Source organism: Embleya sp. NBC_00888, from assembly GCF_045207655.1.
Lineage (GTDB): Bacteria > Actinomycetota > Actinomycetes > Streptomycetales > Streptomycetaceae > Embleya.
This window is the reverse complement of the sequence record NZ_CP108785.1, coordinates 3,007,703-3,032,431: the sequence shown is the minus strand read 5'-3', so window position 1 is coordinate 3,032,431 and position 24,729 is coordinate 3,007,703. Positions and strand designations below refer to the sequence as shown.

Annotated in this window: 23 protein-coding genes, 2 pseudogenes and 1 riboswitch; of the genes and pseudogenes, 16 read left to right on the top strand and 9 right to left on the bottom strand. The window is 72.4% G+C overall.

Annotation, left to right across the window (positions count from 1 at the left end):
• Positions 1 to 361: 361 nt before the first annotated feature.
• A complete protein-coding gene (locus tag OG948_RS47685) occupies positions 362 to 2,200 on the top strand; it encodes a glycosyl transferase (protein WP_331771279.1) in 1,839 nt (612 codons plus the stop codon).
• Positions 2,201 to 2,260: 60 nt separating this feature from the next.
• Here the strand turns inward: OG948_RS47685 and OG948_RS47680 are convergent, their stop codons facing one another.
• On the bottom strand, positions 2,261 to 2,626 hold the full coding sequence (locus tag OG948_RS47680; RefSeq protein WP_331771278.1) for a hypothetical protein: 366 nt from the start codon (positions 2,624 to 2,626) through the stop codon (positions 2,261 to 2,263).
• A 532-nt stretch (positions 2,627 to 3,158) separates the two neighbouring features.
• On the opposite strand from OG948_RS47680, the gene OG948_RS47675 reads away from it, so the two are divergent.
• The gene (locus OG948_RS47675) at positions 3,159 to 3,743 is read left to right on the top strand and encodes a histone deacetylase (protein WP_331773538.1); all 585 of its coding nucleotides are present in this window, start codon (positions 3,159 to 3,161) and stop codon (positions 3,741 to 3,743) included.
• A 95-nt stretch (positions 3,744 to 3,838) separates the two neighbouring features.
• Here the strand turns inward: OG948_RS47675 and OG948_RS47670 are convergent, their stop codons facing one another.
• Positions 3,839 to 4,564 carry a flavodoxin family protein gene (locus OG948_RS47670; RefSeq protein ID WP_331771277.1) on the bottom strand — a complete coding sequence of 242 codons (726 nt, stop codon included), beginning with the start codon at positions 4,562 to 4,564 and terminating at the stop codon, positions 3,839 to 3,841.
• A 145-nt stretch (positions 4,565 to 4,709) separates the two neighbouring features.
• Here OG948_RS47670 and OG948_RS47665 point away from each other — a divergent pair, with 145 nt between their 5' ends.
• Positions 4,710 to 5,258: a DinB family protein gene (locus OG948_RS47665; protein WP_331771276.1), complete on the top strand. Its 549-nt coding sequence runs from the start codon at positions 4,710 to 4,712 to the stop codon at positions 5,256 to 5,258.
• 24 nt (positions 5,259 to 5,282) lie between these two features.
• Here the strand turns inward: OG948_RS47665 and OG948_RS47660 are convergent, their stop codons facing one another.
• Positions 5,283 to 5,957 carry a hypothetical protein gene (locus OG948_RS47660; RefSeq protein WP_331771275.1) on the bottom strand — a complete coding sequence of 225 codons (675 nt, stop codon included), beginning with the start codon at positions 5,955 to 5,957 and terminating at the stop codon, positions 5,283 to 5,285.
• A 198-nt stretch (positions 5,958 to 6,155) separates the two neighbouring features.
• On the opposite strand from OG948_RS47660, the gene OG948_RS47655 reads away from it, so the two are divergent.
• The 4 genes from OG948_RS47655 to OG948_RS47640 all read left to right on the top strand — a co-directional run bounded on the left by OG948_RS47655 (position 6,156) and on the right by OG948_RS47640 (position 9,496).
• Positions 6,156 to 6,476, top strand: coding sequence for a multidrug efflux SMR transporter (locus OG948_RS47655; protein ID WP_331771274.1), 321 nt, complete (start codon positions 6,156 to 6,158; stop codon positions 6,474 to 6,476).
• Entirely contained in the window at positions 6,473 to 7,042 is a 570-nt protein-coding gene (locus OG948_RS47650) for a TetR family transcriptional regulator (RefSeq protein WP_331771273.1), read from the top strand. The genes OG948_RS47655 and OG948_RS47650 overlap by 4 nt, the downstream gene beginning before the upstream one ends.
• 298 nt (positions 7,043 to 7,340) lie before the next feature.
• Positions 7,341 to 7,925 carry a TMEM165/GDT1 family protein gene (locus OG948_RS47645; protein WP_331771272.1) on the top strand — a complete coding sequence of 195 codons (585 nt, stop codon included), beginning with the start codon at positions 7,341 to 7,343 and terminating at the stop codon, positions 7,923 to 7,925.
• A gap of 409 nt (positions 7,926 to 8,334) precedes the next feature.
• Positions 8,335 to 8,527, top strand: a riboswitch (cyclic di-AMP (ydaO/yuaA leader).
• Positions 8,528 to 8,533: 6 nt separating this feature from the next.
• The gene (locus OG948_RS47640; protein WP_331771271.1) at positions 8,534 to 9,496 is read left to right on the top strand and encodes an NlpC/P60 family protein; all 963 of its coding nucleotides are present in this window, start codon (positions 8,534 to 8,536) and stop codon (positions 9,494 to 9,496) included.
• Between the two features lie 187 nt (positions 9,497 to 9,683).
• Here the strand turns inward: OG948_RS47640 and OG948_RS47635 are convergent, their stop codons facing one another.
• A complete protein-coding gene (locus OG948_RS47635; protein ID WP_331771270.1) occupies positions 9,684 to 10,604 on the bottom strand; it encodes an NADP-dependent oxidoreductase in 921 nt (306 codons plus the stop codon).
• 83 nt (positions 10,605 to 10,687) lie between these two features.
• On the opposite strand from OG948_RS47635, the gene OG948_RS47630 reads away from it, so the two are divergent.
• From OG948_RS47630 to OG948_RS47600, 7 genes are all read left to right on the top strand, one after another.
• The gene (locus tag OG948_RS47630; RefSeq protein WP_331771269.1) at positions 10,688 to 11,737 is read left to right on the top strand and encodes a helix-turn-helix domain-containing protein; all 1,050 of its coding nucleotides are present in this window, start codon (positions 10,688 to 10,690) and stop codon (positions 11,735 to 11,737) included.
• A complete protein-coding gene (locus OG948_RS47625) occupies positions 11,734 to 13,086 on the top strand; it encodes a sensor domain-containing protein (protein ID WP_331771268.1) in 1,353 nt (450 codons plus the stop codon). Before OG948_RS47630 ends, OG948_RS47625 begins: the two co-directional genes overlap by 4 nt.
• 53 nt (positions 13,087 to 13,139) lie before the next feature.
• Complete coding sequence (locus tag OG948_RS47620; RefSeq protein ID WP_331773537.1) at positions 13,140 to 13,784, top strand: response regulator transcription factor; 645 nt, start codon at positions 13,140 to 13,142, stop codon at positions 13,782 to 13,784.
• Between the two features lie 183 nt (positions 13,785 to 13,967).
• Positions 13,968 to 14,858 carry a hypothetical protein gene (locus tag OG948_RS47615; RefSeq protein ID WP_331771267.1) on the top strand — a complete coding sequence of 297 codons (891 nt, stop codon included), beginning with the start codon at positions 13,968 to 13,970 and terminating at the stop codon, positions 14,856 to 14,858.
• A gap of 363 nt (positions 14,859 to 15,221) precedes the next feature.
• Positions 15,222 to 15,776 (top strand): hypothetical protein, encoded by a 555-nt coding sequence (locus OG948_RS47610; RefSeq protein ID WP_331771266.1) that lies wholly within the window; start codon positions 15,222 to 15,224, stop codon positions 15,774 to 15,776.
• 150 nt (positions 15,777 to 15,926) lie between these two features.
• Positions 15,927 to 16,511, top strand: coding sequence for a TetR/AcrR family transcriptional regulator (locus tag OG948_RS47605; protein ID WP_331771265.1), 585 nt, complete (start codon positions 15,927 to 15,929; stop codon positions 16,509 to 16,511).
• A gap of 63 nt (positions 16,512 to 16,574) precedes the next feature.
• Positions 16,575 to 17,465 (top strand): MBL fold metallo-hydrolase, encoded by an 891-nt coding sequence (locus OG948_RS47600; RefSeq protein WP_331771264.1) that lies wholly within the window; start codon positions 16,575 to 16,577, stop codon positions 17,463 to 17,465.
• Between the two features lie 74 nt (positions 17,466 to 17,539).
• On the opposite strand, the gene OG948_RS47595 is transcribed toward OG948_RS47600, so the two are convergent.
• Together OG948_RS47595 and OG948_RS47590 are read right to left on the bottom strand one after the other, a co-directional pair.
• A complete protein-coding gene (locus tag OG948_RS47595; RefSeq protein WP_331771263.1) occupies positions 17,540 to 18,592 on the bottom strand; it encodes an ROK family protein in 1,053 nt (350 codons plus the stop codon).
• Complete coding sequence (locus tag OG948_RS47590; RefSeq protein WP_406300901.1) at positions 18,589 to 19,974, bottom strand: APC family permease; 1,386 nt, start codon at positions 19,972 to 19,974, stop codon at positions 18,589 to 18,591. Before OG948_RS47590 ends, OG948_RS47595 begins: the two co-directional genes overlap by 4 nt.
• A gap of 316 nt (positions 19,975 to 20,290) precedes the next feature.
• Between OG948_RS47590 and OG948_RS47585 the strand changes: the two genes are divergently transcribed.
• Positions 20,291 to 21,529, top strand: coding sequence for an ROK family transcriptional regulator (locus OG948_RS47585; RefSeq protein ID WP_331771261.1), 1,239 nt, complete (start codon positions 20,291 to 20,293; stop codon positions 21,527 to 21,529).
• Between the two features lie 54 nt (positions 21,530 to 21,583).
• On the opposite strand, the pseudogene OG948_RS47580 reads toward OG948_RS47585, so the two are convergent.
• Both OG948_RS47580 and OG948_RS47575 read right to left on the bottom strand, forming a co-directional pair.
• A pseudogene (locus tag OG948_RS47580) lies at positions 21,584 to 21,943 on the bottom strand (transposase); the annotation flags it as partial.
• A gap of 54 nt (positions 21,944 to 21,997) precedes the next feature.
• A pseudogene (locus OG948_RS47575) lies at positions 21,998 to 22,348 on the bottom strand (winged helix-turn-helix transcriptional regulator); the annotation flags it as partial.
• A 94-nt stretch (positions 22,349 to 22,442) separates the two neighbouring features.
• On the opposite strand from OG948_RS47575, the gene OG948_RS47570 reads away from it, so the two are divergent.
• A complete protein-coding gene (locus OG948_RS47570) occupies positions 22,443 to 23,354 on the top strand; it encodes an NAD(P)-binding domain-containing protein (protein ID WP_331771260.1) in 912 nt (303 codons plus the stop codon).
• Between the two features lie 114 nt (positions 23,355 to 23,468).
• Here OG948_RS47570 and OG948_RS47565 read toward each other — a convergent pair whose 3' ends face one another.
• Positions 23,469 to 24,632, bottom strand: a complete 1,164-nt coding sequence (locus OG948_RS47565; RefSeq protein WP_331771259.1) for an FAD-dependent oxidoreductase — start codon at positions 24,630 to 24,632, stop codon at positions 23,469 to 23,471.
• Positions 24,633 to 24,729 lie beyond the last annotated feature (97 nt).

The window sequence follows — 24,729 nt, the reverse complement described above, 5'->3', positions numbered from 1 at the left end:
AGGATCGGCACGGCGCCATCCTCACCGCCCGGGCCCGATCGGGCCGGCGAATTCCGCCCCGCCCGGCATCGACTCGCACGGCCGGGTCGCCCCGTCGCCGGCCGGCGGGGCGGCGATCGGCGGCCCCGCCGTTCGGTGGACCGTTCGCTCCTCGTAGCATGGCCGGCGATCAACCGCCGTAGCGCGTCCCGCCGGGCGCTCCGGTGCCGGTACGCGCTCGCGGGGATCGCCCCCACCGGTCGAGGTGCGTCGCCTCGTCACCGCCCGACCGGGTGCCGGAGTGTGTTCGTCCGACGCGGGCGCCTCGCCGGGACCGTCCCACGCCCGTGGCGGCAGCAGCCCTCGGAAGGACCCGACATCCATGGCCGTCGCCGAAGCCCGACAACGCACCGACCCTCGTCTTCGCGTACGCGAGATCGCCGCGCAGCAACTGTGGGGCGCCCGTGCCGTCGACTGGTGGATCGGCAGCCTGTTCCTGTGCCTCGCGGTGTGGTTGTACAAGGACCTGTGGGCCGACCTCGACCACGCCTATCTGGCCAACGGCGGCCAGGACCAGAACATGTGGGAGTGGTTCTTCGACGCCACCGCCGACGCGGTCCGCAACTTCCGCGACCCGCTGGTCTCGGACCTGCAGAACCACCCGCTGGGCGTAAACATGATGGCCAACACGGCCATGCTCGGCCTGGGCATCCCGCTCACCCCCGTCACGCTGCTGTTCGGTCCGAGCACGACCTGGGCCCTGGTGCTCACCGGCGGCCTGGCCGGCACCGCCTTCGCGTGGTACTGGTTGCTGGCCCGCCGGGTGGTGCGCAGCAGGCGCGCGGCGGCCGTGGGCGGCGCGCTGTGCGGATTCGCGCCGCCGATCATCTCGCACGCCAACGCGCATCCGAACTTCGTGGTGCTCTTCGTGATCCCGCCGATCATCGAGATGCTGATCCGGCTGTGGCAGGGCGAGCGGCCGGTGCGCAACGGGGTCGTGCTCGGGCTGCTGATCGCCTTCCAGATCTTCATCGGTGAGGAGCCGCTGCTGTTCGCGGCCGTCGGCCTGGTGATCTTCGGGATCGTGTACGCGCTCGCGTCGCCGGACGCGGCCCGCGAGGCGGCGCGACCGCTGGGCATCGGGCTGCTGGTCGGCGCGGCGGTGTCGCTGGCGCTGGTCGCGTACCCGTTGTGGGTGCAGTTCTTCGGGCCGCAGCACTACACGACGCTCGAGCACGAGTCGGGCAACGACGTGGCGGCGTTCACCGCGTACGCGAGCGACTCGCTGGGCGGCGACCGCGCCGGCGCGGCGGCACTGTCCGAGGGCACCACCGAGGAGAACGCGTTCTTCGGTTGGCCGCTGGTGATCCTGACCCTCTTCCTGGTGGCCTGGCTGCGCCGCGCGGCCGTCGCGCGCGCGGCGGCGATCACCGCGCTGGTCGCGGCGCTGCTGTCGCTGGGCCTGGACATCACGGTCGACCACGACGACACCGGCCTGCCCGGCCCGTGGCGGTTGCTGAACGACCTGCCCCTGTTCGAGTCGATCCTGGAGTCGCGCTTCGCGCTGGTCTGCGTCCCGGCGATCGCCGTGCTGCTGGCACTGGCCACGGATCGGATCCTGGCCGCGACCTCGATCCGCTCGGGAGCCGAGTCGGAAACCGGGTCCGGGTCCGGGGGTCGCGAGCTTCCGGTACAGCTGATCTGGGCGGCGGTGCTGGCCATGGCGCTGCTGCCGATCGCGCCCACTCCGCTGGACGTGCAAAACCGACGCCCGGTTCCGGAGTTCTTCGCCGACGGGCGCTGGCGACCGTACGTCGACAACGGATCCGTCGTGGTGGTGCCGCTGCCCAGCGTCGGCGACGCGACCGCGCTGCACTGGCAGAGCGTGGCCGACCTGGGCTTCCCGCTCGCGGAGGGTTACTTCGTCGGCCCGTGGGGTCCCGACCGGATCGGCGTGTACGGGGCGGACTACAGCCCGACCTCGGCGTTGCTGGGCCGGGTCGCCGCCGAGGGCCAGGTCCCGGAGATCACCGCGGACCAGCGCCGCGAGGCCCGCGAGGACCTGACCCGGTGGCACGCCGACGTGGTGGTGTTGCCCGAGCACCGCTATCGGGCCGAACTCACCGCGACCCTGACCGCGCTGCTCGGCCCGGGTCGGCAGGTGGCCGACGTGCAGGTGTGGGACGTACGACACCTGGAGCCGGCGGCGGCGATGCGGTAACCGAACGAGACCGACGAGACCAATTGGACTCGTTTGCACTCGTCCCGCCGGCCCGCGCCGCTACCCCTTCGCGGCCCAGGCCGCGTCCGGTTCGACCCGGAGCACCAGCGCGGCCGAGTCCGCGCCGGTGCCTGTGCCGGGGCGCTCCAGCCGGTAGCTCAGCGTCACCTCGGCGCCCGCGTACGGGAGGATCTCGGCGGCGGGCACCTTGAACAGGACCGGCCGGTCCAGCGCGTGTCCGGTGATCGGTACGCACACGGTGAAGGCCGCCGTGTCCGGGCCGTGCCAGGACAGGGTGAGCAGGTCGCCCACCGCCATGTCTGCATACGGGGCCACCCGGACGGTCGCCTCCAGCGGGACGTCGTGGGCGTCGAGCACATTCGCGACGGCTTGGTCGACGGTGGGCGGCGGCAGCGGATCGGGCATCCTGGGCTCCTTCGCGGTGCCTGCGCGGCGGTGGCTCGATCGGCCACGGCCCGACGCGCACGGGACTTCGATTCCGGTCCCGACCGACCTCGGGTTGAGCCGGCGACCGGCCGGATTCGGCGCGTACTCACCACTGCCCCGATTGGCGCCGACCATCCCCGTGTTCACGCCCTCGGCCCGCCCACTCCGCTCGTTCGGCGCACCGCGGCACGCCCCCGCCGGCGGCGACACCGCTGCCGTGCCGATGCCGTCGCCGGTTGCGGCGCCAGGGCGTGTCTTCAATCCCCCGTCGGGCTCCGCGGCGTGAGCGAAGCGAGGAGCCCGAAGGGCGGATGCCGTGCGTCGGCGTGCCGGAGAAGCACCCGCATAGTGGTTCCATTCGGGTGGTTCTCCGGGGCGGCGAGCGCGGCGAGGAGCCCGAAGGGCGGATGCGGTGCCGGGCGTCGTGGAGCTCGGCGGGGGATTGAAGACACGCCCTAGACTGCGACGCGTGGGTTCCGACCTGGTCTGGTATGCCGCGTACGGGTCCAACATGCATGCCGCCCGCCTCGCGTGTTATCTGCGCGGCGGTCGGCCGTTCGGGGGTGCGCGGACCTATCCCGGTTGTCGGAACCCCGCCGCGCCGCGCGCCATCCGGCCGGTGGTGCTGCCGGGCCGGCTGTACTTCGCCTTCGAGTCGAAGTCCTGGACCGGCGGACTCGCGCTGTACGACCCGCTGGATCCGGGCCGGACCCCGGCTCGGGCCTACCTGGTGACCCGGGATCAGTTCGCCGATCTGGCCGCGCAGGAGATGTACCGCGCGCCCGGTGCCGAACTCGACCTGAGCACGCTGCCGGTCACCGGGCGGGCCACCCTGGGTCCGGGCCGCTACGAGACGGTCGTCCGGGTGGGTGCCGCCGACGGGCACACGATCCTCACCCTGACCGCCCCCTGGCGCAGCGCCGACGCGCCCTGGAACGCGCCGGCCGCGATGTACCTGCGACACCTGACCGCCGGCCTCGTCGAGGCGCACGGCTGGTCCCGCGGGCGTGCGGCGCGCTACCTCGCGGGCCGTCCGGGCGCCGCCGGCACCTGGACCCCCGAGGCGATCACCGCGCTGCCCGCGCTCGCGCCGTGAGGCTCGACCGCCTTCGGGTGTCCGCGCTCGGGTGTCCGCGGTCGGGGTCTCGGCGGCCGGGGTTCCGGGCGGTCGGGCTCGAAACGGGTGGGGCTTCAGCGGTAGTCGGGGTTCTCGAAGTCGTACCGGCACCCCGCGTCCCAGCCCGCGCGCTGGTTGCCGTACGCGGGCATCCCGCCCGCGTCCTTGAGCAACCGGGCCAGGTGCATCAGGTTCCAGGTCATGAACGTGGTGTTGCGGTTGGTGAAGTCGTTCTCCGGGCCGCCCGAGCCGGGATCCAGGTAGGAGGCCCCCGGGCCCACCTCGCCGATCCACCCGGCGTCCGCCTGCGGCGGGATGACGTAGCCCAGGTGCTGGAGGCTGTACAGCACGTTCATCGCGCAGTGCTTGACGCCGTCCTCGTTGCCGGTGATCAGGCAGCCGCCGACCCGCCCGTAATAGGCGTACTGGCCGGCGTCGTTGAGCAGTCCGGAGCACGCGTACAGCCGCTCCACCACCCGCTTGAGCACCGAGCTGTTGTCGCCCAGCCAGATCGGCCCGGCCAACACCAGGATGTCCGCGGCCAGCACCCGCTCGTACAGCGCGGGCCACTCGTCGCCGGGCCACCCCCGGTCGCTCATGTCCGGCCACACGCCGGTGGCGATCTCGTGGTCGACCGCGCGGATCTGGTCGACCACGACCCCGTGCCGGGTCATGATGCCCCGGCTGAGGTCCACGAGCCCCTGGGTGTTGCTGACCGCGGGTGAGCGCTTGAGCGTGCAGTTGACGAACAACGCCCGCAGGTCGTCATAGCGCGCGGGCGGTGGTCCGAAATCGGTCATCCGAGGCTCCCGGGGTGTCCGTGTGACGTACCCGGAAAGCGTCTCCCGACCGGGTCGCGCCGACCGGCACATTCGCCGCGTGCCGCCGACCCGATGTCGGTGCCGTCGGGCAGACTCGTGCCTTTGCCGAACCGGAAGGTGGATCATGGCCGAGTCGATCCCGCCCCTGCACCACTCCCCACGCCGGCGCGAGGACACCCGTACGTCGCCCGCCGATTTGGGCGACGAGCGCGAGGTCCTGACCGGCTTCCTCGACTGGCACCGGGCCACCTTCGAGCTCAAGTGCGCGGGCCTGTCGGCGGAGCAGCTGTCCGAGCGGGCCGTCTCGCCGTCCGGGTTGTCGCTGCACGGCATGATCCGGCACCTGGCCGGCGTCGAACGCTGGTGGTTCCACATCCAGTTCGCCGGCGACGACGTACCGATGCTCTACTACACCGACGACGACCCGGATCAGGACTTCGAGCACCTGGACGGCGACCCGGCCGAGGCGTTCGCCCGCTGGCACGCCGAGTGCGAGCGCTCGCGGGAGATCGTCGCCGCCGCCGCGTCCCTGGACGACACCGGTATCCGCAAGGCCACCGGCAAGCCGTTCTCGCTGCGCTGGGTCCTGGTCAACCTGATCGCCGAGTACGCCCGCCACAACGGCCATGCCGACCTCCTGCGCGAACGCCTCGACGGAGCCGCCGGCATGTGACCGATCCCGGGCAACCGGCCGGGGTCACCCCGCACACCCGGGGTCGTCGCGGCGAGCCGTCGAGGGCGACCATCGGCCGCCGCCGGCGAGCGCGCGCCGGTCGGGTTCGATCGTTGACCCGCCGCGTCCGTCCGCCCCGTCGACGCGTAGGTGGGGGCGGGTCCACGGACGGTCCCGGGCCAGGTGCTCGGCCTCGGCGGCGCGCCACAGCCGCCAGAACCAGGCCAGTCCGGGGCCGTCCCGATCCAGCGTGCGCGCCGCGGCGAGTTCGGCCGGCGTGTCGACGTGCACGCGCAGCGCGGTCACCGGGCCGAGTTCGCGCCGGGCCGCGCCGACCCCCTCCAGGATCACCACCGGCGCGGCCGGAACCTCGCTGTAGCCGCTGATCCGGTAGCCGGCCCAGTCGTAGGAGTCGCAGCGGGTGGCCTGGTGTCGGGCCAGCGGTTCGAGCAGTTGGGCGCGCAGCCTGGGCAACCAGCCGAAGAAGTCCCCCGGCCGGGCGAAGTCGTCCAGGCGCACCACCGGCGCGCCGCCCAGTCGCGCGGCGAGCGCGTCGGCGAACGTGGTCTTGCCGGAACCGCCGATCCCGTCCACCGCGACCAGCCGGGTCGCGCCGATCGACGGCGGCAACGCGGCGACGCACGCGGCCGGCCGATCGGCCGTCGCGCCTCGAATGCGATCCGGCCGTTCGATGGGCATCGAAGCAGCCTATCCACCGGTTTGGGCTGTCCCGGGGCCGGCCGCGAGCCGCGTCGGTTCCGCGCCGGCTCCGGGCCGAGTCCGGCCGGTTCCGACTCCTTCCGGGCCGGCGGCCGAGACGAGGGCTCCGATCACCCGGGCGCGAGCATTCTTGTACATTTGTACTTGTACATCTGTACCACTCGGAGGGAGAGGCCCGTGGCCTGGCTGTTCCTGGGGCTGGCGATCTCGTGTGAGGTGATCGCGACCAGTCTGCTGAAGAGCACCGACGGGTTCACCCGGCTGTGGCCGACGCTGGCTTGTCTGGGCGGATACGCGGGTGCCTTCTACCTGCTGACGCTGTCGTTGCGGCAGTTGCAGGTGGGCACGGCGTACGCGATCTGGTCCGGACTGGGGACGGTGGCCATCGCACTGGTCGGCGCGGCGTTCCTGAACGAGCCGGTGACGTTGCTCAAGGCGTTCGGGATGGCACTGGTGATCGCGGGCGTCGTGGTGTTGAACCTGGGTGGTGCGCATTGACCGCGGCCCGGGATCCGGAGGGTCGGCGACTGCGGATCGTGCGCGGCGCGTGTGAGGTGATCGCGGAGGTGGGCGTGGGCAACACCACGCATCGCCTGGTCGCGGCCCGGGCGGGCGTGCCGTTGGGAGCGACCACGTACTACTTCGCCTCGCTCGACGACCTGGTCGCCGCGGCGCTCGCGCACGCGTCGGCCGAGACGGTGCGGCTGCTGGAGGAGTGGGTCCGGCGGGCGCGGGACGCGGAGGACCTGCCCGGGGTGCTCACCGCGCTCACCGCGGAATACCTCGCGGACCGCTCGCGCGCGCTGGTCGAGTACGAGTTGTACCTGGCCGCCGCCCGCAGCCCGGAGCTGCGCGGGTTCGCCCTGGCCTGGGTCGAGGGCGTCGGCGATTTCCTGTCCGTCCGGGTCGGACCGCGCGCCGCCGCCGCGGCGCTCGCCGTGCTGGACGGGACCATGCTTCAGGTGCTGACGCTGGACACGACGCTGGACGAGACACAGTTGCGCTGGTCGTTGGCCCGGGTCCTGGGTGAGGGCGGGTCGTCGTCGGCGAACGGCTCGTCGTAGGCGTCGCAACGGCCCGGCCCGCCGAGGAGCGGCCGGGCCGGTGCCGGCGCCGGGTGCGGTAAAGTCGTGACCGCGAAGGGGAGTAGCCCCGTGAACCGGTCGTCGACATGCTGGAGTCCTCGGACTCCCGGTGGCCGGGCCCGTGCTCGACACGGGTGGGCGAGACCTTCGGCCAGGCATCGACGCACCCTCGTCTTCTCGTGGGTGCACCCCGTCGTGCCGGGCCGAGTGGTCCTCCGGTTGCCGTGCGGCGCTTCGTGAAGACCCGGGGTCCGGCTCTCGCAGAAAGCCACCCGGAATGCGCCTCGACCTTCTGGCGATCCTGACCGCCTTCGGGCTGATCTTCCTCGCCGAGCTCCCGGACAAGACGATGTTCGCGTCGCTTGCCATGGGCACCCGCATGCGTCCGCTCTACGTGTGGTTCGGCACCTCGGCCGCGTTCGTCGTACACGTGGCCCTCGCCGTCGGCGCGGGCGGCCTGCTCGGGCTGCTCCCCGGCTGGATCGTCAAGCTCGTCTCCGCCGCCCTGTTCGGCTTCGGCGCCTTCATGTTGTTGCGCGGCGGAGCGGGCGAGGAGGACGAGGACACCGCGGGCAAGAGCGTGACCGGCTTCCGGCCGGTCTTCTCGACCGCCTTCGTGGCCGTGTTCATCAGCGAATGGGGCGACCTCACCCAGATCACCACGGCCAACCTGGCCGCCACGAACGGCACCTGGTCCACCGCGATCGGCTCGGCCGCGGCACTGATGTCGGTGTCCGCGTTGGCCCTGCTCGCCGGGCGGTTCATCGCCAAGCGCGTCCCGCTGCAGACGGTGCAGCGGATCGGCGGCCTGTGCATGCTCGGGCTGGCGATCTGGTCGCTGGTGGAGGTGTTCACCGGCTGACCCGCCCCCGGCGATGCCCGGCCCCGCGGATGGCGCCCGCGCCGCCGGTCACCCCGACGACGGCGAGGGGCGGATCGGGGCATCGCCGGCATGTCCGGCATGACCAGTCGATCGGTTGCCCGAAATGTGATGTAGGCCGCATGGATATAACGGACATAAATTATATAGCCGACTTCGGGCCGCAATTCATTTTCCGCGCCCCGCGACGAGTCTCGACTATTTTCCGTTACCGCACGATCACGCCACTCTCCGAGATATCCCCTCGTCATCACCGGTGCACAGGAGCCGAACGCGGGAGAGATGTCGCATTTATTCCGCCTTTACCCGCAAGGCGAAGTCGGCGTTTCGGTTGTGATCAGGCATCCGCATTGCCTACCTTTCTCGCCGATTCACCTTTCGGGTGAACCCTGTCGCCGGTACGCCGAATCCCGTCGCCGGCAGCGGGAGGTCTACATCGAAGAATCCGACGGGAGCGGGGGAACCAGGTGAATCGCCGTGGCCGGGATCGTTCCGGTGACGGCTAGGGGTGAAGTCGCGTAACGCGACCGGGCTGCTCCAGTCCGAATCCGACAGCTCACCTCGTAGGCGACAGGAGAGGACCCCATTTCATGCTGTCCACAAACGCTCGCCATCGCGCCGCTCGACCCACCAACGTCCGCCGCTTCGTCGCGGCGGTGGGCATCGCCGGCATGGGTGTCGTGATCCCGGTCGCCACCGCCGGCGCCGCCCCGGCGCAGGCCCCCTCCACCTCCGAGCAGTCCCCCTCCGCCGTGCTGTCGGCGGTCCCCACCGCCGCGGTCGACGCGGCCCCGGTCCAGGCCGCGCCCGCCACGCCGGAGACCGACACGGCCGCCGACAAGGCCCGCTACGTGGTCCAGGCCGGCGACACGCTGTTCCGGCTCGCCCAGACCAACCAGGTCAACGGCGGCTGGCAGAGCCTGTACGAGCTCAACCGCGACGTGCTGCTGTCCGGCCCGGACCTGATCGAGATCGGCCAGACCCTGCGTCTGGACGGCTCGGCGCCCGAGGCCCCCAAGGCCGCCGCGCCCGCCAAGCCGAGCATCAAGGTCCAGCCCAAGACCTCCGTCACGCCGGGCAAGACCACCCCCAAGCCGGCGAGCAAGCCGTCGGCCGACGTGTCGGTCAAGCCCGCGGCCAAGCCCGCCACCGGCGGCTCGAAGGGCAACCAGGCGCCGACCGGCGGCTCCTCGACCGCGTCGAGCAGCAAGGCCGCCCAGGCCGTGGCCTTCGCCAAGGCGCAGATCGGCAAGCCGTACGTGTACGGCGCCACCGGCCCGAACGCGTACGACTGCTCGGGTCTGGTCCAGGCCGCGTACAAGTCCGCGGGCATCTCGCTGCCCCGCGTGACCAACGACCAGTTCGCCGCCGACACGCACGTGTCGGTCGCCAACCTGCAGCCCGGCGACCTGGTGTTCTTCTACTCGGGCATCAGCCACGTCGGCATCTACATCGGTGACGGCAAGATGGTGCACGCCCCCAACCCGCGCAAGTCGGTCGAGATCGCCTCGATCAACACCATGCCGATCGCCGGCGCCACCCGCCCGGCCTGATCGAACCGGCAACCCGCCGCGGTCGGCGCACATATGCTCCGGCGACGGTGACACAACCGCATAGTGGGACGCGCTTTCGGCGCCGTGCCCTCCGACGACGGTCGGAGCGCGCGGCGCCGCCGTGCGTCCCGGCGGACACGCGGGTGCAGGCGGGCGGACCGGGGGCGGGCGGACCGGAGCGCGGGCGTCAGACCGTCAGGACGATCTTGCCCGTGACCCGGCCGGTCTCCCCGCGCTCGTGTGCCTTGGCCGCGTCCGCCAGCGGGAACACCGAGTCGATCGCGGCGCGCAGTCGCCCCGCCTCGACCAGGTCCGCGACCTGCCGCATGGCCGCGTGGTCGGCCTCGACGAGCATCTCCTCGGCCCGGACCCCGTACCGCTCGACGTCCAGGTCCCCGACGTTGTTCACGATCGCGACGAGCACGCCGCCCCGGCGCAGCGTCCGCAGCGAGCGGGGACCGTACTCGCCGCCGACGCCGTCCAGCACGACGTCCACGTCCCGCACGACGTCGGCGAAGTCGGTCGTGGCGTAGTCGATCATCTCGTCGGCGCCCAGCCCGCGGACGAAGTCGTGCTTGGCCGCGCTCGCGGTGCCGATCACGTACGCGCCGCGCGCCTTGGCGATCTGGACCGCCAGGTGACCGACCCCGCCCGCCGCGGCGTGAATCAACACCCTTTGCCCTTCCCGCAGTTCCGCGGTGTCCACCAGGGCCTGCCAGGCGGTGATCGCGGCCAGGGGCAGCGCGGCGGCCCGCACGTGGTCGACATTCGCGGGCTTGCGCACCAGGTGGCGGGCCGCCGAGACCACGTACTCGGCGTGCGCCCCGTTGCCGTACGGGTAGCTCAGCATGCCGAACACCTCGTCGCCCGGTCGATGGATCGTCACCCCCAGGCCCACCGCCTCCACCACGCCCGACACGTCCCACCCGAGCACGAACGGCGGTTCGCCAAGGATCAGGCCCGTGGCCCGATGTATCCAGTCGGTCGGGTTGACGCCCGCCGCGTGCACCCCGACCAGTACCTCGCTCGGGCCGGGCACCGGCCGCTCCAGGTCGAACTCCCGCAACACCTCGGGACCACCCAGCACATCCTGACCGACAGCGCGCACGTCACTTGCCTCCCCGTCCGAAAGACCAACCCCCACATCGTGTCGACCACCCGGCACCCCACACGAGCGTCCGGAACGACATGATGCATACACTTCCGGACGTGAGCACAGTCGCGATAGCCGTCGCCGACGGGATCCTGCACTTCGAACTGGCCTTGGCCCACGAGTTCTTCGGCTCGGCCCCGCCGGTCCCGGTGGAGAGCTGGTACGAGCTCGTCATCTGTGGGGCGGGCCCCGTGCGGGCCGACGGCCGCTTCCTCCTCGAACCCGACTGCGGACTCGACCGACTGGCCCTGGCCGAGACCGTGATCGTCCCCGGGTGGGCCGACCTCGAGGGGGACCCACCGGCGGACCTCGTCCACGCCGTACGCGCGGCGCACGAGGCCGGAGCGCGGGTGGTCTCCCTCTGCACGGGTGCCTTCGTACTGGCCGCCGCCGGCCTGCTGGACGGACGGCGGGCCACCACACACTGGTCGTACGCCGAGGCGCTCGCCACCCGCTTCCCCCGGGTCGAGGTCGACCCCGACGTGCTCTACGTCGACAACGGCAGCGTGCTCACCTCCGCCGGCAAGGCCGCCGCGATGGACCTGTGTCTGCACCTGATCCGTCTCGACCACGGCTCGACGATCGCCAACGCGGTCGCCCGCAGGCTGGTCGTACCGCCACATCGGCCCGGCGGCCAGGCCCAGTTCGTCGCCACCCCGGTGCCCGAACGGCACGACCATCCCCTCGGCGAACTGCTCGCCTGGGCGGCCGGACGACTGGATCGACCGCTGACGGTGGAGGATCTGGCCCGCCGGGCGAACATGAGCTCGCGCCACCTCGGCCGGCACTTCAGGGCGATGACGGGCACCACGCCGCTGCAGTGGCTGCTGACCCAGCGGATCCACCGGGCCCAGGAACTCCTGGAGACCACCGACGACAGCGTGGACGCCATCGCCGAAGCCACCGGCATGGGGACCGCCACCACTCTGCGCCGACATTTCAACCGTACCGTCGGCGTGCCCCCGGACGCCTACCGTCGTACCTTCCACCGGCAGCGGGCGGACGGCGCTTCGACTTCGGCTTCGTTCCCGACGCCCACCGCAACCCCGCCGAAGGCCGCGCCGCGGCCCATTAGCTTTGGGCCATGACCAATTCGCTCTCCCCCGCGATCCCGGGCCGGTGGTGGTCGGGCGTGGGGGCCGTCGCCCGCACGGGGCGGCAGACGCTCGTGCGGTCGCTGTACCTGCTCACCGCGCCGGTGACCGCCGCCGCCGGCCTCCTGGCCGTACTCCCGGCGGTACTCGGGGCGGTGTTCGCCGCAACGGTGGGTCGGCTGTTGTCCGGCACGTCGCAGGTCGTGGCCTACGCCCTCGCGCCGGCGCGCCGGTGCGCCGACCTGGAACGGTGGCGCATCGCGAAGGTGCGTCCCTCCACCCCGGGAGTCGAACGCGGTGAGCCGCCGGCGAGACCGAAGGGGCGAGCCGCGGCGCTCGCTCCCGGGGCGTGGTCGGACACGATCCACGCGGTGGTGGTGCTCCCGGTCGTCCTGGTCACGTCGGTGGTGACCGCGCTGTGGTGGTTCGTCGGCCTCGCCTGTGCCACCTGCGCCCTGCGCTACCGGTACACGCCGTCCGAGCCGTTGCGGCCGCTGTCCCTGAACGCGGGCGGCAGCGAATCGCACGTCTCGGTGAGCCTCGGGCTGGTGTCGCCGACCGATCGGGTCGCCGCCGGGACCGCGGTCGGCCTGCTGTTGCTGGCCTGCCTGCCGCTGGTGACCCGGGCGTGCACGGCGGCCCAGGCCGGGCTGGGGCAGGCGCTGCTCGTCGACGCGTCCGCGCTGCACCGCAGGATCAGGGGGCTGGAGCGGGAGCGGGACACCGCTCGCGCTCAGACCGTCGCCGCGGTCACGGCCGAGGCGACCGCACTGCGCCGCCTCGAGCGCGACATCCACGACGGCCCCCAGCAACGACTGGTGCGCCTGTCGCTGGAACTGGGACGGGCCCAGCACTACCTCGACAGCAGGCCGGAGACCGTCCGGGCCGCCCTGGCCGACGCGATCGTCCAGGCCCAGGAGGCGCTGGACGAGTTGCGTGCGCTCTCGCGCGGCATCGCCCCGCCGATCCTGGTCGACCGCGGCCTGAACGAGGCGCTCGGCGCCCTGGCCGCGCGCTCCACCGTCCCCGCCGAACTCGATACCGTCCCCCTGCGCCCTCGGCCGCCCGCCGGCGTCGAGACGGCCGCGTATTTCGTGGTCGCGGAGACCCTGACCAACGTGGCCAAGCACAGCCACGCGCACCGGTGTGCGATCGCACTACGCCACGGTGGGGGGACCTTGCGGATTCGGGTGACGGACGACGGGGTGGGCGGCGCGGCGCCGGCCAAGGGGCACGGGCTGCGGGGCCTGGACGAGCGGCTGCACGCGGTCGGCGGTCGGCTGACCGTGGACAGTCCCGCCGGAGGCCCGACCACGATCACCGCGGAACTGCCGTGTTGTTGACCCCGCCCGAAGGAGCACCCACACCGGCATCGGGGCCCGCGAACCGCGAACCGCTGCGGATCGTCGTCGCCGACGACTCGGTGCTGCTGCGCGAGGGCCTGGTCCGCCTGCTCGTCGAGGACGGTCACCACGTGGTGGACGCGGTCGGGGACGGGCCCTCCCTGGTCGAGGCGGTCCGCGAACACCGTCCGGACGTTTCGATCGTCGACGTGCGGATGCCGCCGACCCACACGGACGAGGGCCTGCGCGCGGCGATCACCGCCCGCACGCACGTGCCCGGCGCCCCGATGCTGATCCTCAGTCAGTACGTGGAGGCGTCCTACGCCGGCGACCTGCTCGCGGACGGCTCCGGCGCCGTCGGGTACCTGCTCAAGGACCGGGTCGCCCGGATCGAGGAGTTCCTGGACGCGCTGGACCGGGTCGCCCGCGGCGCGACGGTGCTGGATCCCCAGGTCATCGCCCAACTGCTGACCGAGCGGCGCCGGGACAGCGCCGTGGGCACGCTGACCGCACGGGAACGGCAGATCCTGGCGCTGATGGCCGAGGGCTGCTCCAATACCGCCGTCGCCCGGCGGTTGGTGGTCTCCGCCAGCGCGGTGGAGAAGCACATCGGGAACATCTTCGCCAAACTCGGCCTGCTGCCCGACGATGCCCAGCACCGGCGGGTGCTCGCGGTCCTCACCTACCTCCGGGGCTGACGCCGCGGCAACCGGCGGCGCAGGGCCGACGCCGGCGTGCGGGGTCCCGGTCTCCGGTCCGCTTCCGCGGTGTTCGGCCCCGCGCGACCCTGCCCGACTCCCTTCGGGGTGTGGACAGCCATACCCCCGGATGTCCGGCCTGCTCCGGTGACCGTATGGCGCCGGTGCGAAACCGTGGTCGGCATGACAGCACCGCACCCCACGGGCCCTCGGCAACGTCCCGAGGCCCCGTCGCGATTCGCGGGTATCCCCGGTCGCCCACTCGCCCTCCTCACCACCCTCGCCGCGGCCCTCGTCGCCGCCCTCTTCGTCGTCCCGGGCAGGCTCGCCGCGAGCGGGTCGGGTGGCGGCTCGCTCGACGAGGACGAACTCGCGGACGCTTTCCGCAAAGCGTTCGTCGAGTATTGGAATGCCGGCGAACGGGATTTCTCCCCCGGCATGGAGAGAGTGGTCGACTACTGGTTCCGTTTTCACGTGGCCAAGGCCGTGATCGCCGCGATCCTGCTGATCGTGCTCGTCGCACTCGGCACCCTCGTGGTGAAGGCATTCCGGAAAGCGGGCGATCTCGGTGCGGGAGGGCGAACCGCCTTTGTCGCGGCCGGTGTTCTCGTCACGCTGTGCGCACTTTTCGCGTCGGTGACCGTGCCGGCCAATATCCAGGGCGCGGTGGCGCCCTTCGCCTCACTGTTGTCGATGTTGCCGACCGGCGCGGCCGACGGGGAACTCGCGGGCGTGCTCGGTCAGGTTCGGCAGCACCTGGCCGCCCCCGCCGGCACCGCCGAGCGAACCCCGCCACAGCTCGACATGATGATCGGCGACTTCGCTCGCTACCACGTGGCGATGGCCGTGATCGCCGCCGTCGTGGCGCTCGTCCTGATCGGCGTGAGCGTGGCGGCGTGGCGGCGGTTCGCCGGCACGAAGTCCGCCGATCGGCGAACGCGGCACCTGTCGGTGTGGTTCGGTGTGCTCGCGGCGCTGTCGGCACTGGTCCTGATCGTCGTCGGGGTGGCGAACACGAGCACGGCGATGGACTCCAGGCCCGCACTCGCGGCCTTCTTCGACGGTGGTTGGTGAGACCGTCACGGCGGCCCGTGCCCGGCGGAACTCGGCTCGCCGCGGGCCGAGTTCTCCCCGACCTTTCGGGTCACTCCGCCGGTCGGGTGTCGGGCCGCGGCTGCCACCCGGGTGGGCCCGGGAGATCATCCCCGGCGTGCCTTGCGCTCACGCCTCGCCCTGCGTACCGGCGTCCCAGGCGCGCCCCGCCGGAGGCGATCCCACCCGAATCCACCGGTTTTCGATGATCCGTGCCGCCCCCGCGGACCCGTTCGCGGGCAAGTGGCCCCTCCCCGGGGCGGGCCGCGGCTCCTCCCCCGGTCGCACCGATCACCCCTCCCGCGACGGACGTCGCGGCCACCCCGGGTCCGCGACGGTTGGGGCGTGAAGATCCTCAACGCATCGCACCCGAAGACGACTTCCGCCGACACCGAGCGTCCCGTCCCGCGCTGGGCGGTCCGGATCGCCTACGCGATCCCGTGGGTGCTGTTGCCGCAATGTCTGTGGCGGCTGCCGTTCGGGCTGGGCTTCGAGATGGGCATGCTCGACGAGGCAGAGATGCCGGCCGCCTGGATCAGCCTCCCGTATGTGCTCACGCTCAGCGTGATCACCGAGGCACTGGGGCTGCTCTGCCTCGGTCTGGTCCGCGGATGGGGCGAAGTGGCGCCCGCGTGGCTGCCGTTCATCGGCGGCAAGCGGCTCTCGCCGTACGCGGTGATCGTCGCCGCGACGCTCGGCGGTCTGGCGGTGACCGCGTTCTGGGCACCCGTACCGCTGTCCTGGCTCGGTCTGTTGGACGAGGGCGTCGGGTTCTCCAACGTGGGGTGGCGGATGCTTGCTCAGGTGTGCATCGCGCCCGGAATGTTGTGGGGGCCGATGCTCCTGGCACTGACCTACGCGTACTGGGTGCGCCGCTGCCGGCCCGCCGCGGACCGCTGATCGCCCGCCGCACGGCGACGGCCGCGCACCGATCGCCCGGTGTCGACCCGGCCCCGAGCGGCCATCGACGAATCGCCCGGGAGGATCCGCGAGGTAAAAAGTAGGTAGACCGGTCTAGTTTTTGTAGACCGGTCTACCTACTATCGACACATGGCAAGAAACAACGACACGCGCGACCGGGTACTGGGCACCGCCGCCGATCTCTTCCAACGGCAGGGGTACTCCGGCACCGGCCTCAATCAGGTGCTGGCCGACAGCAACGCCCCCAAGGGCTCGCTCTACTTCCACTTCCCGGGCGGCAAGGAGCAACTCGCCGTCGAGGCGATCACTCGCTCCGGCGGCGAGGTCGGCGAACGCCTGGCCACCGTGGTGCGGGCGGCCGGGGGCCCTCGGGACGCGCTCGCCGGGATCGCCGCGCTGTTCGCCGACAACCTCACCGCGACGGACTTCCACAGCGGCTGCCCGATCGCCACGGTCGCGCTGGAGGCGTCGGCCGACAGCGAACCGATCCGGGCCTCGTGCGATCAGGCGTACGCGTCCTGGCTGGCCGGCCTCTCCCGCGCGTTGGGTCACTGGGGCGTCGCCGAACCGGAGACCGAGCCGCTGGCCACGCTGATCCTGTCCGCCCTCCAGGGCGCGATCCTGCTCGCCAAGGTGCGCCGCGACACCACCGTCCTGCACACGCTCGGCGAGCAACTGGGCGCCCTGGTCGAGCAGTCGATCGACGCCGCGTAGCGCCGCGTGCACCGGCCCCTTCCCGTGGCAACGCCACACCCGACGAAAGCGAGTGGATCCACCATGCGCGTACATCACCTCAACTGCGGCTCCATGGTCGAGATCGACCCCGCGGACGGCCCGGACAGTCCGCTGCTCCCGGCTCGCGCGGTCTGTCACTGCCTGCTCGTGGAGACCGACTCGGCCGGCCTCGTCCTGGTGGAGACCGGCCTGGGCGCCAACGACGTGCTGCATCCGGACGAATACCTGGGCGCGGATTGGGTCGGCTACGCCGCGCCCGTGCTGGACCTGCACGAGACCGCCCTGCACCAGGTCCGCCGGCTCGGGTACGACCCCCTGGACGTGCGACACATCGTGCTCACCCATCTCGACCGCGACCACGCGGGCGGCCTGGCCGACTTCCCGCACGCCACCGTGCACGTGCACAAGGCCGAACACGCGGCGGGCATCGCCGGGGACGCCGACCGCTACCGCGTCGCGCAACTCGCGCACGGCCCGCGATGGGCGACCTATGCCAGTGAACAGGGCGACCCCTGGTTCGGCTTCGACGCGGTTCGCCGACTCGACGGGCTGCCCGAGGAGATCCTGCTGGTCCCGCTCGGCGGCCACACCGAGGGCCACAGCGCGGTCGCCCTGGACATCGGCGACCGCTGGCTGCTGCACGCCGGCGACGCGTACTTCTACCACGGCGAGGTCGACCCCGACGCTCCCCGATCGCACCCGCTGATGGACGTCGTGCAACTCGCCGGGGAGGTGGACCGCCCGCTGCGCCTGGGCAACCACGCCCGGCTGCGCGAACTCGCCCGCCTGCACGGCGACGAGGTCGAGGTCTTCTCCGCGCACGACCCCTGGGAGTTCCAGCGCTACGTCCCTGCCGCGCCGGGTACCGCCGGCCCGGACCTCCTCGGCCCGGACATCGCCGGTGCGAACCCGGCCGGGACGACCCGCGATTGAGGCCGGCCCCGTCCGGGTCGACCTGCCGAGGCCGGCCCCGCGTCACGGGACCGACCGACCGGAGCCGGGCCCGGTCAGGCCCGACCGGCGTTCGAGCCCACCCCGGCCCCCGGGTGCCGCGGCAGGATCTCCGCGGCCAGCGAGAGCGCGCCCCGCAGCGAGGCGTCCTGGAGGAAGCGCGCCGGCACCACGTCGGGCGGGAACGGCACCGCCGCGCGCACCCGCGCGGCCAGCGCCGCGCGCACCCGAGGGGCGGAGTGCATCAGGCCGCCGGTGACCGCGATCCGTTCCACGTCCAGCGTGATCGCCACGTTGGCGACGTGTACCGCCAGTTCGTCCAGTGCCTCGTCGACGAGTGCGCGCACGCGTGGATCCGGATCGGCGAACAGCGCGGCGGCGTCCACCTCGCGGCCGAGGAGTTCACCGCCGCGTGTGGCCAACCCGATGCCGGAGGTGTACTCCTCCAGGGGTGCGCGTCCCGCGCCGAATCCGGTGTCGGCGCGCCCGCGCAGCAGGTAGCCGATCTCGCCGGCCGCCCCGTTCGCGCCGGTCACCACCCGCCCGCCGAGCACGATCGCCGCGGCGATCCCGGTGCCGACGGTGAGCAGGATCGCCGGGTCCGCGCCGCGCAGCGCGCCCCAGCGCGATTCCGCCAGCGCCGCGGCCTTGGCGTCGTTGCCGACCGCGACCCGCTCCGGGGCCAGGCCCAGCCCCTCGCCCAACGTGCCCGCCAGGGCCAGGTCCTGCCAGCCGGGCACGTTGGGCGCGAGCAGGATGCGGTCGGGCAGCACGATGCCGGGACTGACCGCGCCGACCGCCGAGCAGTGTGCTCCCGTGGCCGCGGCCGTCCGCGCCACGAGTTCGCGGGCCGCCTTGATCGCGCGCCGGACCGCCTGGACCGCGCCCTCACGGGCGTCGGTGATCAGCCGGTTCCTCGCCAGCACCGTGCCGTCGGGACGCGCGGTGGCCAACGCGATCTTGGTGCCGCCGAAGTCGATCCCGCAGACGAAGGCCGCGCCCGTCCCCGCGCCGGAGCGGGCGTTCGCTCGCTCCGGCGCGGGGACGGTGCCGGGGGTACCGGGGGTGTCGGGAGTACCCGCGGTCCGGTCTCGGTGGAGCGCCGTCATGCGGGCTCCGCGACGTTGCCGGCGCCGACGACGTCCGTGCCGGCCTCGGGGTCCGTCCGGTTCAGGTAGCGCTCGTCGACCTCCCGAGGGCCGAACGGCCAGGTGCGTTCCACCTTGGCCCACACCACGAACGCGGCGCAGCCCAGCGCCACCCAGGCCAGCGCCCACTCGATCGGATGGCGTCCGGGCGAGTTCTTGTCGGCGTAGCAGAAGATGGCGATCCAGCCGACCAGCGAGACCAGGGCCGGCACCGGGTACAGCCACATCCGGTACGGGCGGTCCAGGCCGGGTTGCCGGCGGCGCAGCACGATCAGCGCGGCGACCTGGGAGACCGCCTGGACGATCACCATCACCGCGGTGAGCAGCACGATGATCGTGTTGAAGTCGGTGTGATTGCCGATCAGGAAACCGGCCGCGGTCACCGCGCCCATGGTGAGCAGTCCCACCGTCGGGAAGCGGTGGCGAGGGTGCAGTCGGGCGAACTGTTTGAAGAACACCCGGTCGCGGGCCGCGTCGTAGGGCACCCGCGAGCCGCCGAGCAGGCCGGCGAAAACGGACGCGAACGCGGTGATCAGGATCAGCACCGTCACCGTCTGCGCGGCGCCCTTGCCCCACGCCTTCTCCAGGACCAGCGAACCGATCGAGGAGGAGCCGGAGATGGTGTCGGTGTCGGTGACTCCGAGCACGCCGATCTGCATGATCAGGTAGATCGCCATGATGCCGACGATGGAGTGGACGATCGAGCGCGGCAGCACCCGGCCGGGGGTCTTGATCTCGGCGCCGAGGTAGGCGGTGGTGTTGTAGCCGAGGTAGTCGTAGATGCCGATGTTGAGGCCGCCGACGAAGGCGAGCCAGAAGCCGGTGGTGCCCAGGTCGAACGCGCCGTCGGGGTAGGTGAAGGCCAGGTCGGCGTCGAAGTTCGTGTAGCACGCGATGATCACCGCGCCGACGCTGATCAGCATGACCACCCACATGACGCTGCTCAGCAGGCCGATCGACTCGATCCTGCGCCACAGCAGCAGGACCACCAGGATCACCACGCCGACGCCGACGAGGTCCCCCTCGGTCTGCGACATCGAGGGCCACAGGTATTGCAGGTACTGCACCATGCCCAGCACGCCGGTGGACATGATCAGCGGGATGAACAGGATCGCGGTCCACACGAACAGGAACGGCATCAGCCGGCCGGTGCGGTATTGGAACGCCTCGCGCAGGTAGATGTAGGTGCCGCCGGCGCCGGGCATCGCCGCGCCGAGTTCGGCCCAGATCAGGCCGTCGGCGAGGGCGAGCAGGGCGCCGGCGAGGAAGCCGAGGATGGCCTGCGGGCCGCCGAAGGTGCCGACCATCAGCGGGATGGTGACGAAGGGTCCGATGCCGCACATCTGACTCATGTTGATCGCGGTCGCCTGGAACAGGCCGATCCGGCGGACGAATCCGCCCTCCGACGTGGTCGCTCTTGGGCCGGCGCTCACCGTGAACCTCCAGAACAGGGGACGCCCCCGGGGGACACCGGGGGTCGGAACGGGGGTGCGGAGGAGGGAACTTCGTGGTGCGACCCGGCGCGTGACGCCGCCGGTTTGTAAAGTAAAATTCCTTAACTAATCCCCGTCAAGAGTGTGCCCGGATCCGGCCCACATCTTTGCCCTTCCATGGCCGTTACAGTGGCGCGATCACCTCGACACCACTGACGGAGAGCCGATGACCTCAGGTGGGACCCCACCGGACAACGACCCACCCGCCGTGGCGCACTGGAACCGGGGCGTGCTGCGCAGCATCAACGAGCGCGTACTCCTCGACCGGGTACGCGCCGCCGCGCCCATCTCGCGCGCCCAACTCGCCCGCGACACGGGCCTGTCCAAGCCGACCGTGTCCACCGCGCTGGAGGCGCTGGAGCGCGCGGGGCTGGTCCGCGCGGTGGGACTGGAGACCGGCGCGCGCGGTCGGGCCGCGCTGCTGTACGAGCCCGATCCGACCGCGGGCTATGTCGTGGGCATCGACGTCGGGCGGTCCTGGATCCGGGTCGCGGTCGCCGATCTGGACGGCCGGTTGCTGGCCCGGCAGGACCGGCACAACCGGGCCCGCACGTCGGCGACCATGCTGGCCACCGCGACCGACCTGGCCCGGACCGTGGTGGCCGACGCGGGCCTGGCACCGACCGCCGTGGTCCACACGGTGATCGGCTGTCCGGGCGTGTACGACCGTGCGGCCGACCGGATCCGCTACGCGGTCAACCTGCCCGGGTGGGGTCGCCCGGGACTGCGCGGGCGGATGGAGACCGCGCTGGGCACCACGGTGGACATCGTCAACGACGCCAACCTCGCCGCGCTCGGCGAGTACCACAGCGGGGCCGGCGTGGGCTGTCCGCTGTTCGTGTACGTCACCGTCGGGACCGGTCTGGGCATGGGCATCGTCGCCGACGGACGGCTGTTCCCCGGAGCCTCCGGCGCGGCCGGCGAGATCGGCTTCCTGCCGCTGTCGCCGCGTCCCTCGGACCGGGTCGGGCACGGGGCGAGCGCGCCGGTGCCGCGTCGCGGGATGTTGGAGGACGCGGTGTCGGCCGACGCCGTGGTACGCGGCGCACGGGCGCTGGGGATGACCGGCCCGCTCACCGCGAAGGGCGTGTTCGACGCGGCCCGGCGCGGGGTGGAGCCGGCCGCGGGAGCGGTGCGGCACGAGGCGCAGCGGCTCGCTCACGTGGTGGCCGCGGTCACCGCCGTGCTCGATCCCGAACTCGTGGTTCTGGGCGGCGGGATCGGCGCCAACGCCGATCTGTTGCTGGCCCCGATGACCGCCGCGTTGCACGAGTTGACGCCGCTGCGACCCAGGGTGACGGCGAGCGGCCTGGGCGAGGAGGCGGTGCTGCTGGGCGCTGTGGCCACGGCCGTCTCCACGGCCCGCGACCGGGTGTTCGCGCACCACACGATGGCACAGGGCTGAGGTCGGGCTTCGAAGCTCGGGGTCCAGGGCGTCGCGCGCGGGACCGAGCCGGCGTCAGGCGCCGGCGTCGGTCCGGGCGGGTGTGGGTCGGCGTGCCACCTCTCCCAGCCGGCCGATCAGGGTGCGCAACACGCGTGTCTCGCCCGCGTCGACGCCGGACTCGGCGAGGTCGACGCCGGACTGGGCGAGGCGGGCGTGCAGCGCGGCCAGGACCGCGGCCCAGGTGCCATCGGCACACCAACGCCGGTGTCGGGCGTACACGGTGCGCCACGGGCCGAACCTGCCGGGCAGATCGCGCCAGCGGGTTCCGGTCCGAAAGCGGAACAGCACGCCGTCGACGACCTGGCGGTGCTCCCGCCACCGACCGCCCGGGCGGGTGCCGTCAGGCAGCAGCGGTGCGAGCAACGCCCATTCCCCGTCCGCGAGTTCACCCTGTTCGCCGACCACCGACAAGACGATCAGCCGGTCCGCCTCCGCCCCGGGGTGCGGCACGTCGCCGAGCAGGTGGGCCCGCCCCCAGGCGCCGAGCGGGCGCAGCGCCTCGTTCAGCGACGCCCCGAGCGGGGTGAGCGAGTACTCGACGCGCAACGGCAGTTCGTCGAATTCCTCGCGGTGCACGATGGCGTCCCGCTCCAGCTCGCGCAGATGCGACGCGAGCACCTTCTCGGTGATTCCGGGTACCAACCTGCGCAGTTCGCCGAACCGGCAGGCGTGTTCGTCCAGGGCCCACAGGATCAGCACCTTCCACTTGCCGCCGACCACGTCCATCGCCGCGTCGGTGCCGCAGACGTACGCTCCCGGCCTGCGTGCGCTCGCCATGTCGCTCCCCTCGCCCGTGCGCCCGGGTCCGCCGGCGCACGCACCCCGAAGTGCGTACTTGTTCGACTCGGCGGCTGCGACCAGCCTATTCGGCATGGAATCCAACCCTTCCCCGACCGATCCGCGCGGCTCCGACACCGCCACCCCGACCCCACTCGCCCTGCTCGGCCTCGGTGCCATGGGCGGCGCGTTGGCGCGCGGTTGGCTGGCCGCCGGACATCCGCTCACCGTGTGGAACCGCACCCCGAGTCGGGCCGAACCGTTGACCGCCGCCGGGGCAACGGTCGCCGCAACCGCCGCCGAGGCGGTCGCCGCGGCCGATCTGGTGGTGGTCTGCCTGCTCGATCCCGCCTCGGTGCGCACGACACTGGCCGGCGTCGACCCGGCCGGCAAGGACCTGGTCGACCTCACCACCGGCACGCCCGCCGAAGCCCGGGTCGGCGCCGCGTGGGCCGCCGAGCGCGGGGCCCGGTTCCTGGCCGGCGGGGTGCTGGCGATCCCGCCGATGATCGGTGTGCCCGGCGCCGGCGCCTCCGTCCTGTACAGCGGTTCGCGGGAACTGTTCGAGGCGCACCGCGACACGCTGGCGGTACCGGCCGCGACCGGGTACGTGGGCACCGACCCCGGCTTCGCCGCGCTGCACGACGTGGCCCTGCTCAGCGCGATGACCTCGATGTTCGCCGGCATCTCGCACGCCTTCGCGCTGATCCGCGGCGAGGACATCGCGCCGGGTGCGTTCGCCGCGCTGCTCACCGACTGGCTCGTGGCGATGGCACCGGCCGCGCACCGCGCGGCGGCCCAACTGGAGAGCGGCGACTACCGCTCGGGGGTGGCCTCGACCCTGGCCATGCAGGTCGCGGGCGCGCCGACGCTGCTGCGCACCGCGGCCGAGCAGGGCGTCAGCACCGAACTGCTGCTCCCCTACCTGGCCCTGATGGAGCGCCGGCTGGCCGACGGGCACGGCGACGAGAGCACGACCGGGTTGATCGATCTGCTCACCGCCTGACCGGTCCGGGCCGGGCGCCGGCCGGCGCGACGCGCAGGAGTCGCCCGGCCCCGGCCCGCTCCGAGTCGGTGCCGGCCGAATATCGCCGCCGGGCGCCGATTTCGAGCACACCGCTCACGGCAGTTCGAGCTGCGGCGCGTGGTGCGCGCTCGTACCGTCCAGCGCGAGGTCGGCGCAGATCCGGCCGAACATCGGTGCGAACCCGAACGCCCAGCCCGCCGCCTGGACCACGACCCGTTCCCCGTTCGGCACCCGGGCGGGCAGCGGGCCCAGGAAGAACTGCCGCTCCCGGTCGAGGGGGAGCACGGCCAGGCACGTGCCGCGCCGTACGGGTTGCGGCGACAGGCCGGGCAAATGGGTGCGCACCCAGTCGGCGGTGTCCCGGATCCTCCCGGCGTCCGGTACGGCCGTGGCGTGCTCGGCGTCGGGCAACTCCCGCGCGGCGTCGGGAGCGACCCGGATCAGGTCGCTGCCGGTCCACGGGTTGTGCCCGTAGCCGTAGCACGCACCGCCGTCGGTCAATGCCCCGAAGGCGTACCAGGTGGGGTAGTCGGTGTCGTGGGTGTGCCGGGTGAAGTAGGCCGAACTCTGTTCGAACACGCGCAGGTCCAGCGCACAGCCCAGGGGGCTCAGCAGGTCGTTGGTGAACGGCCCCGAGGTCACGATCACGCTGTCGCAACGGTAGTCGGCCCGCTCGGTGCGGACCGTGACGCCGGTGCCGTCGGGTTCGATGGCGAGAGCCGGTTCGTACTCGTGGATCCGCACGCCGGCGCCCAGGGCGAGGTGAATGAGCGTGTCCAGGGTGCCCTTGACGTCGATCACCCCGCCGTCGGCCTGGTGCAACCCCTGGTAGTCGCGGGGCAGGGCGGCGAGACCGAACCGGGTGCCGATCTCGGCCGCGGACATCGTCTCGAAGGGGACGTCCAGGCTGGTCAACACCTCGGCACCGGCGTGCATTTCGTCGAGAACACCGGCCCCGTCGGGCCGCCGGCCCAGCCACAGGCTTCCGGTCGGGTGCACCAGGGGGCGCCCGGCGGCGGCCTCCAGCCTGCGCCACAGCGGCACGGTGTCCAGGACCAGTCGGCTCCAGTGCTCCTGGGCGTACTGGATGCGCCACTGTCTCTCCAGCCCGGCCGAGCCGCCCCGGTCGTTGGACATCCCGAACCGATCGAGCACCAGCACCGATCGCCCTCGGGCGACGACCTCGACAGCGGACGCGAGACCGATCGCGCCGCCGCCCACGACCACGACATCCGCGGCTTCCGACGGCCGAATCATCGACGACCTCCATTACCCAAAGTAATCGGATAGACACTTTAAGGGAGTGTCATCGGCGCAACAATCCCCGTCACGCCGCGAGTTCACCCCGCGACCG

Bases quoted from the DNA above. Each gene is read 5' to 3' on its own strand.
- OG948_RS47660 (WP_331771275.1), bottom strand. From the start codon at position 5,957: ATGCCCATCGAACGGCCGGATCGCATTCGAGGCGCGACGGCCGATCGG.
- OG948_RS47675 (WP_331773538.1), top strand. From the start codon at position 3,159: ATGCATGCCGCCCGCCTCGCGTGTTATCTGCGCGGCGGTCGGCCGTTC.
- OG948_RS47600 (WP_331771264.1), top strand. From the start codon at position 16,575: ATGCGCGTACATCACCTCAACTGCGGCTCCATGGTCGAGATCGACCCC.
- OG948_RS47585 (WP_331771261.1), top strand. From the start codon at position 20,291: ATGACCTCAGGTGGGACCCCACCGGACAACGACCCACCCGCCGTGGCG.
- OG948_RS47670 (WP_331771277.1), bottom strand. From the start codon at position 4,564: ATGACCGATTTCGGACCACCGCCCGCGCGCTATGACGACCTGCGGGCG.
- OG948_RS47680 (WP_331771278.1), bottom strand. From the start codon at position 2,626: ATGCCCGATCCGCTGCCGCCGCCCACCGTCGACCAAGCCGTCGCGAAT.
- OG948_RS47565 (WP_331771259.1), bottom strand. From the start codon at position 24,632: ATGATTCGGCCGTCGGAAGCCGCGGATGTCGTGGTCGTGGGCGGCGGC.
- OG948_RS47615 (WP_331771267.1), top strand. From the start codon at position 13,968: ATGACAGCACCGCACCCCACGGGCCCTCGGCAACGTCCCGAGGCCCCG.
- OG948_RS47685 (WP_331771279.1), top strand. From the start codon at position 362: ATGGCCGTCGCCGAAGCCCGACAACGCACCGACCCTCGTCTTCGCGTA.
- OG948_RS47625 (WP_331771268.1), top strand. From the start codon at position 11,734: ATGACCAATTCGCTCTCCCCCGCGATCCCGGGCCGGTGGTGGTCGGGC.
- OG948_RS47630 (WP_331771269.1), top strand. From the start codon at position 10,688: ATGCATACACTTCCGGACGTGAGCACAGTCGCGATAGCCGTCGCCGAC.
- OG948_RS47640 (WP_331771271.1), top strand. From the start codon at position 8,534: ATGCTGTCCACAAACGCTCGCCATCGCGCCGCTCGACCCACCAACGTC.
- OG948_RS47605 (WP_331771265.1), top strand. From the start codon at position 15,927: ATGGCAAGAAACAACGACACGCGCGACCGGGTACTGGGCACCGCCGCC.
- OG948_RS47595 (WP_331771263.1), bottom strand. From the start codon at position 18,592: ATGACGGCGCTCCACCGAGACCGGACCGCGGGTACTCCCGACACCCCC.
- OG948_RS47665 (WP_331771276.1), top strand. From the start codon at position 4,710: ATGGCCGAGTCGATCCCGCCCCTGCACCACTCCCCACGCCGGCGCGAG.
- OG948_RS47590 (WP_406300901.1), bottom strand. From the start codon at position 19,974: ATGTGCGGCATCGGACCCTTCGTCACCATCCCGCTGATGGTCGGCACC.
- OG948_RS47645 (WP_331771272.1), top strand. From the start codon at position 7,341: ATGCGCCTCGACCTTCTGGCGATCCTGACCGCCTTCGGGCTGATCTTC.
- OG948_RS47570 (WP_331771260.1), top strand. From the start codon at position 22,443: ATGGAATCCAACCCTTCCCCGACCGATCCGCGCGGCTCCGACACCGCC.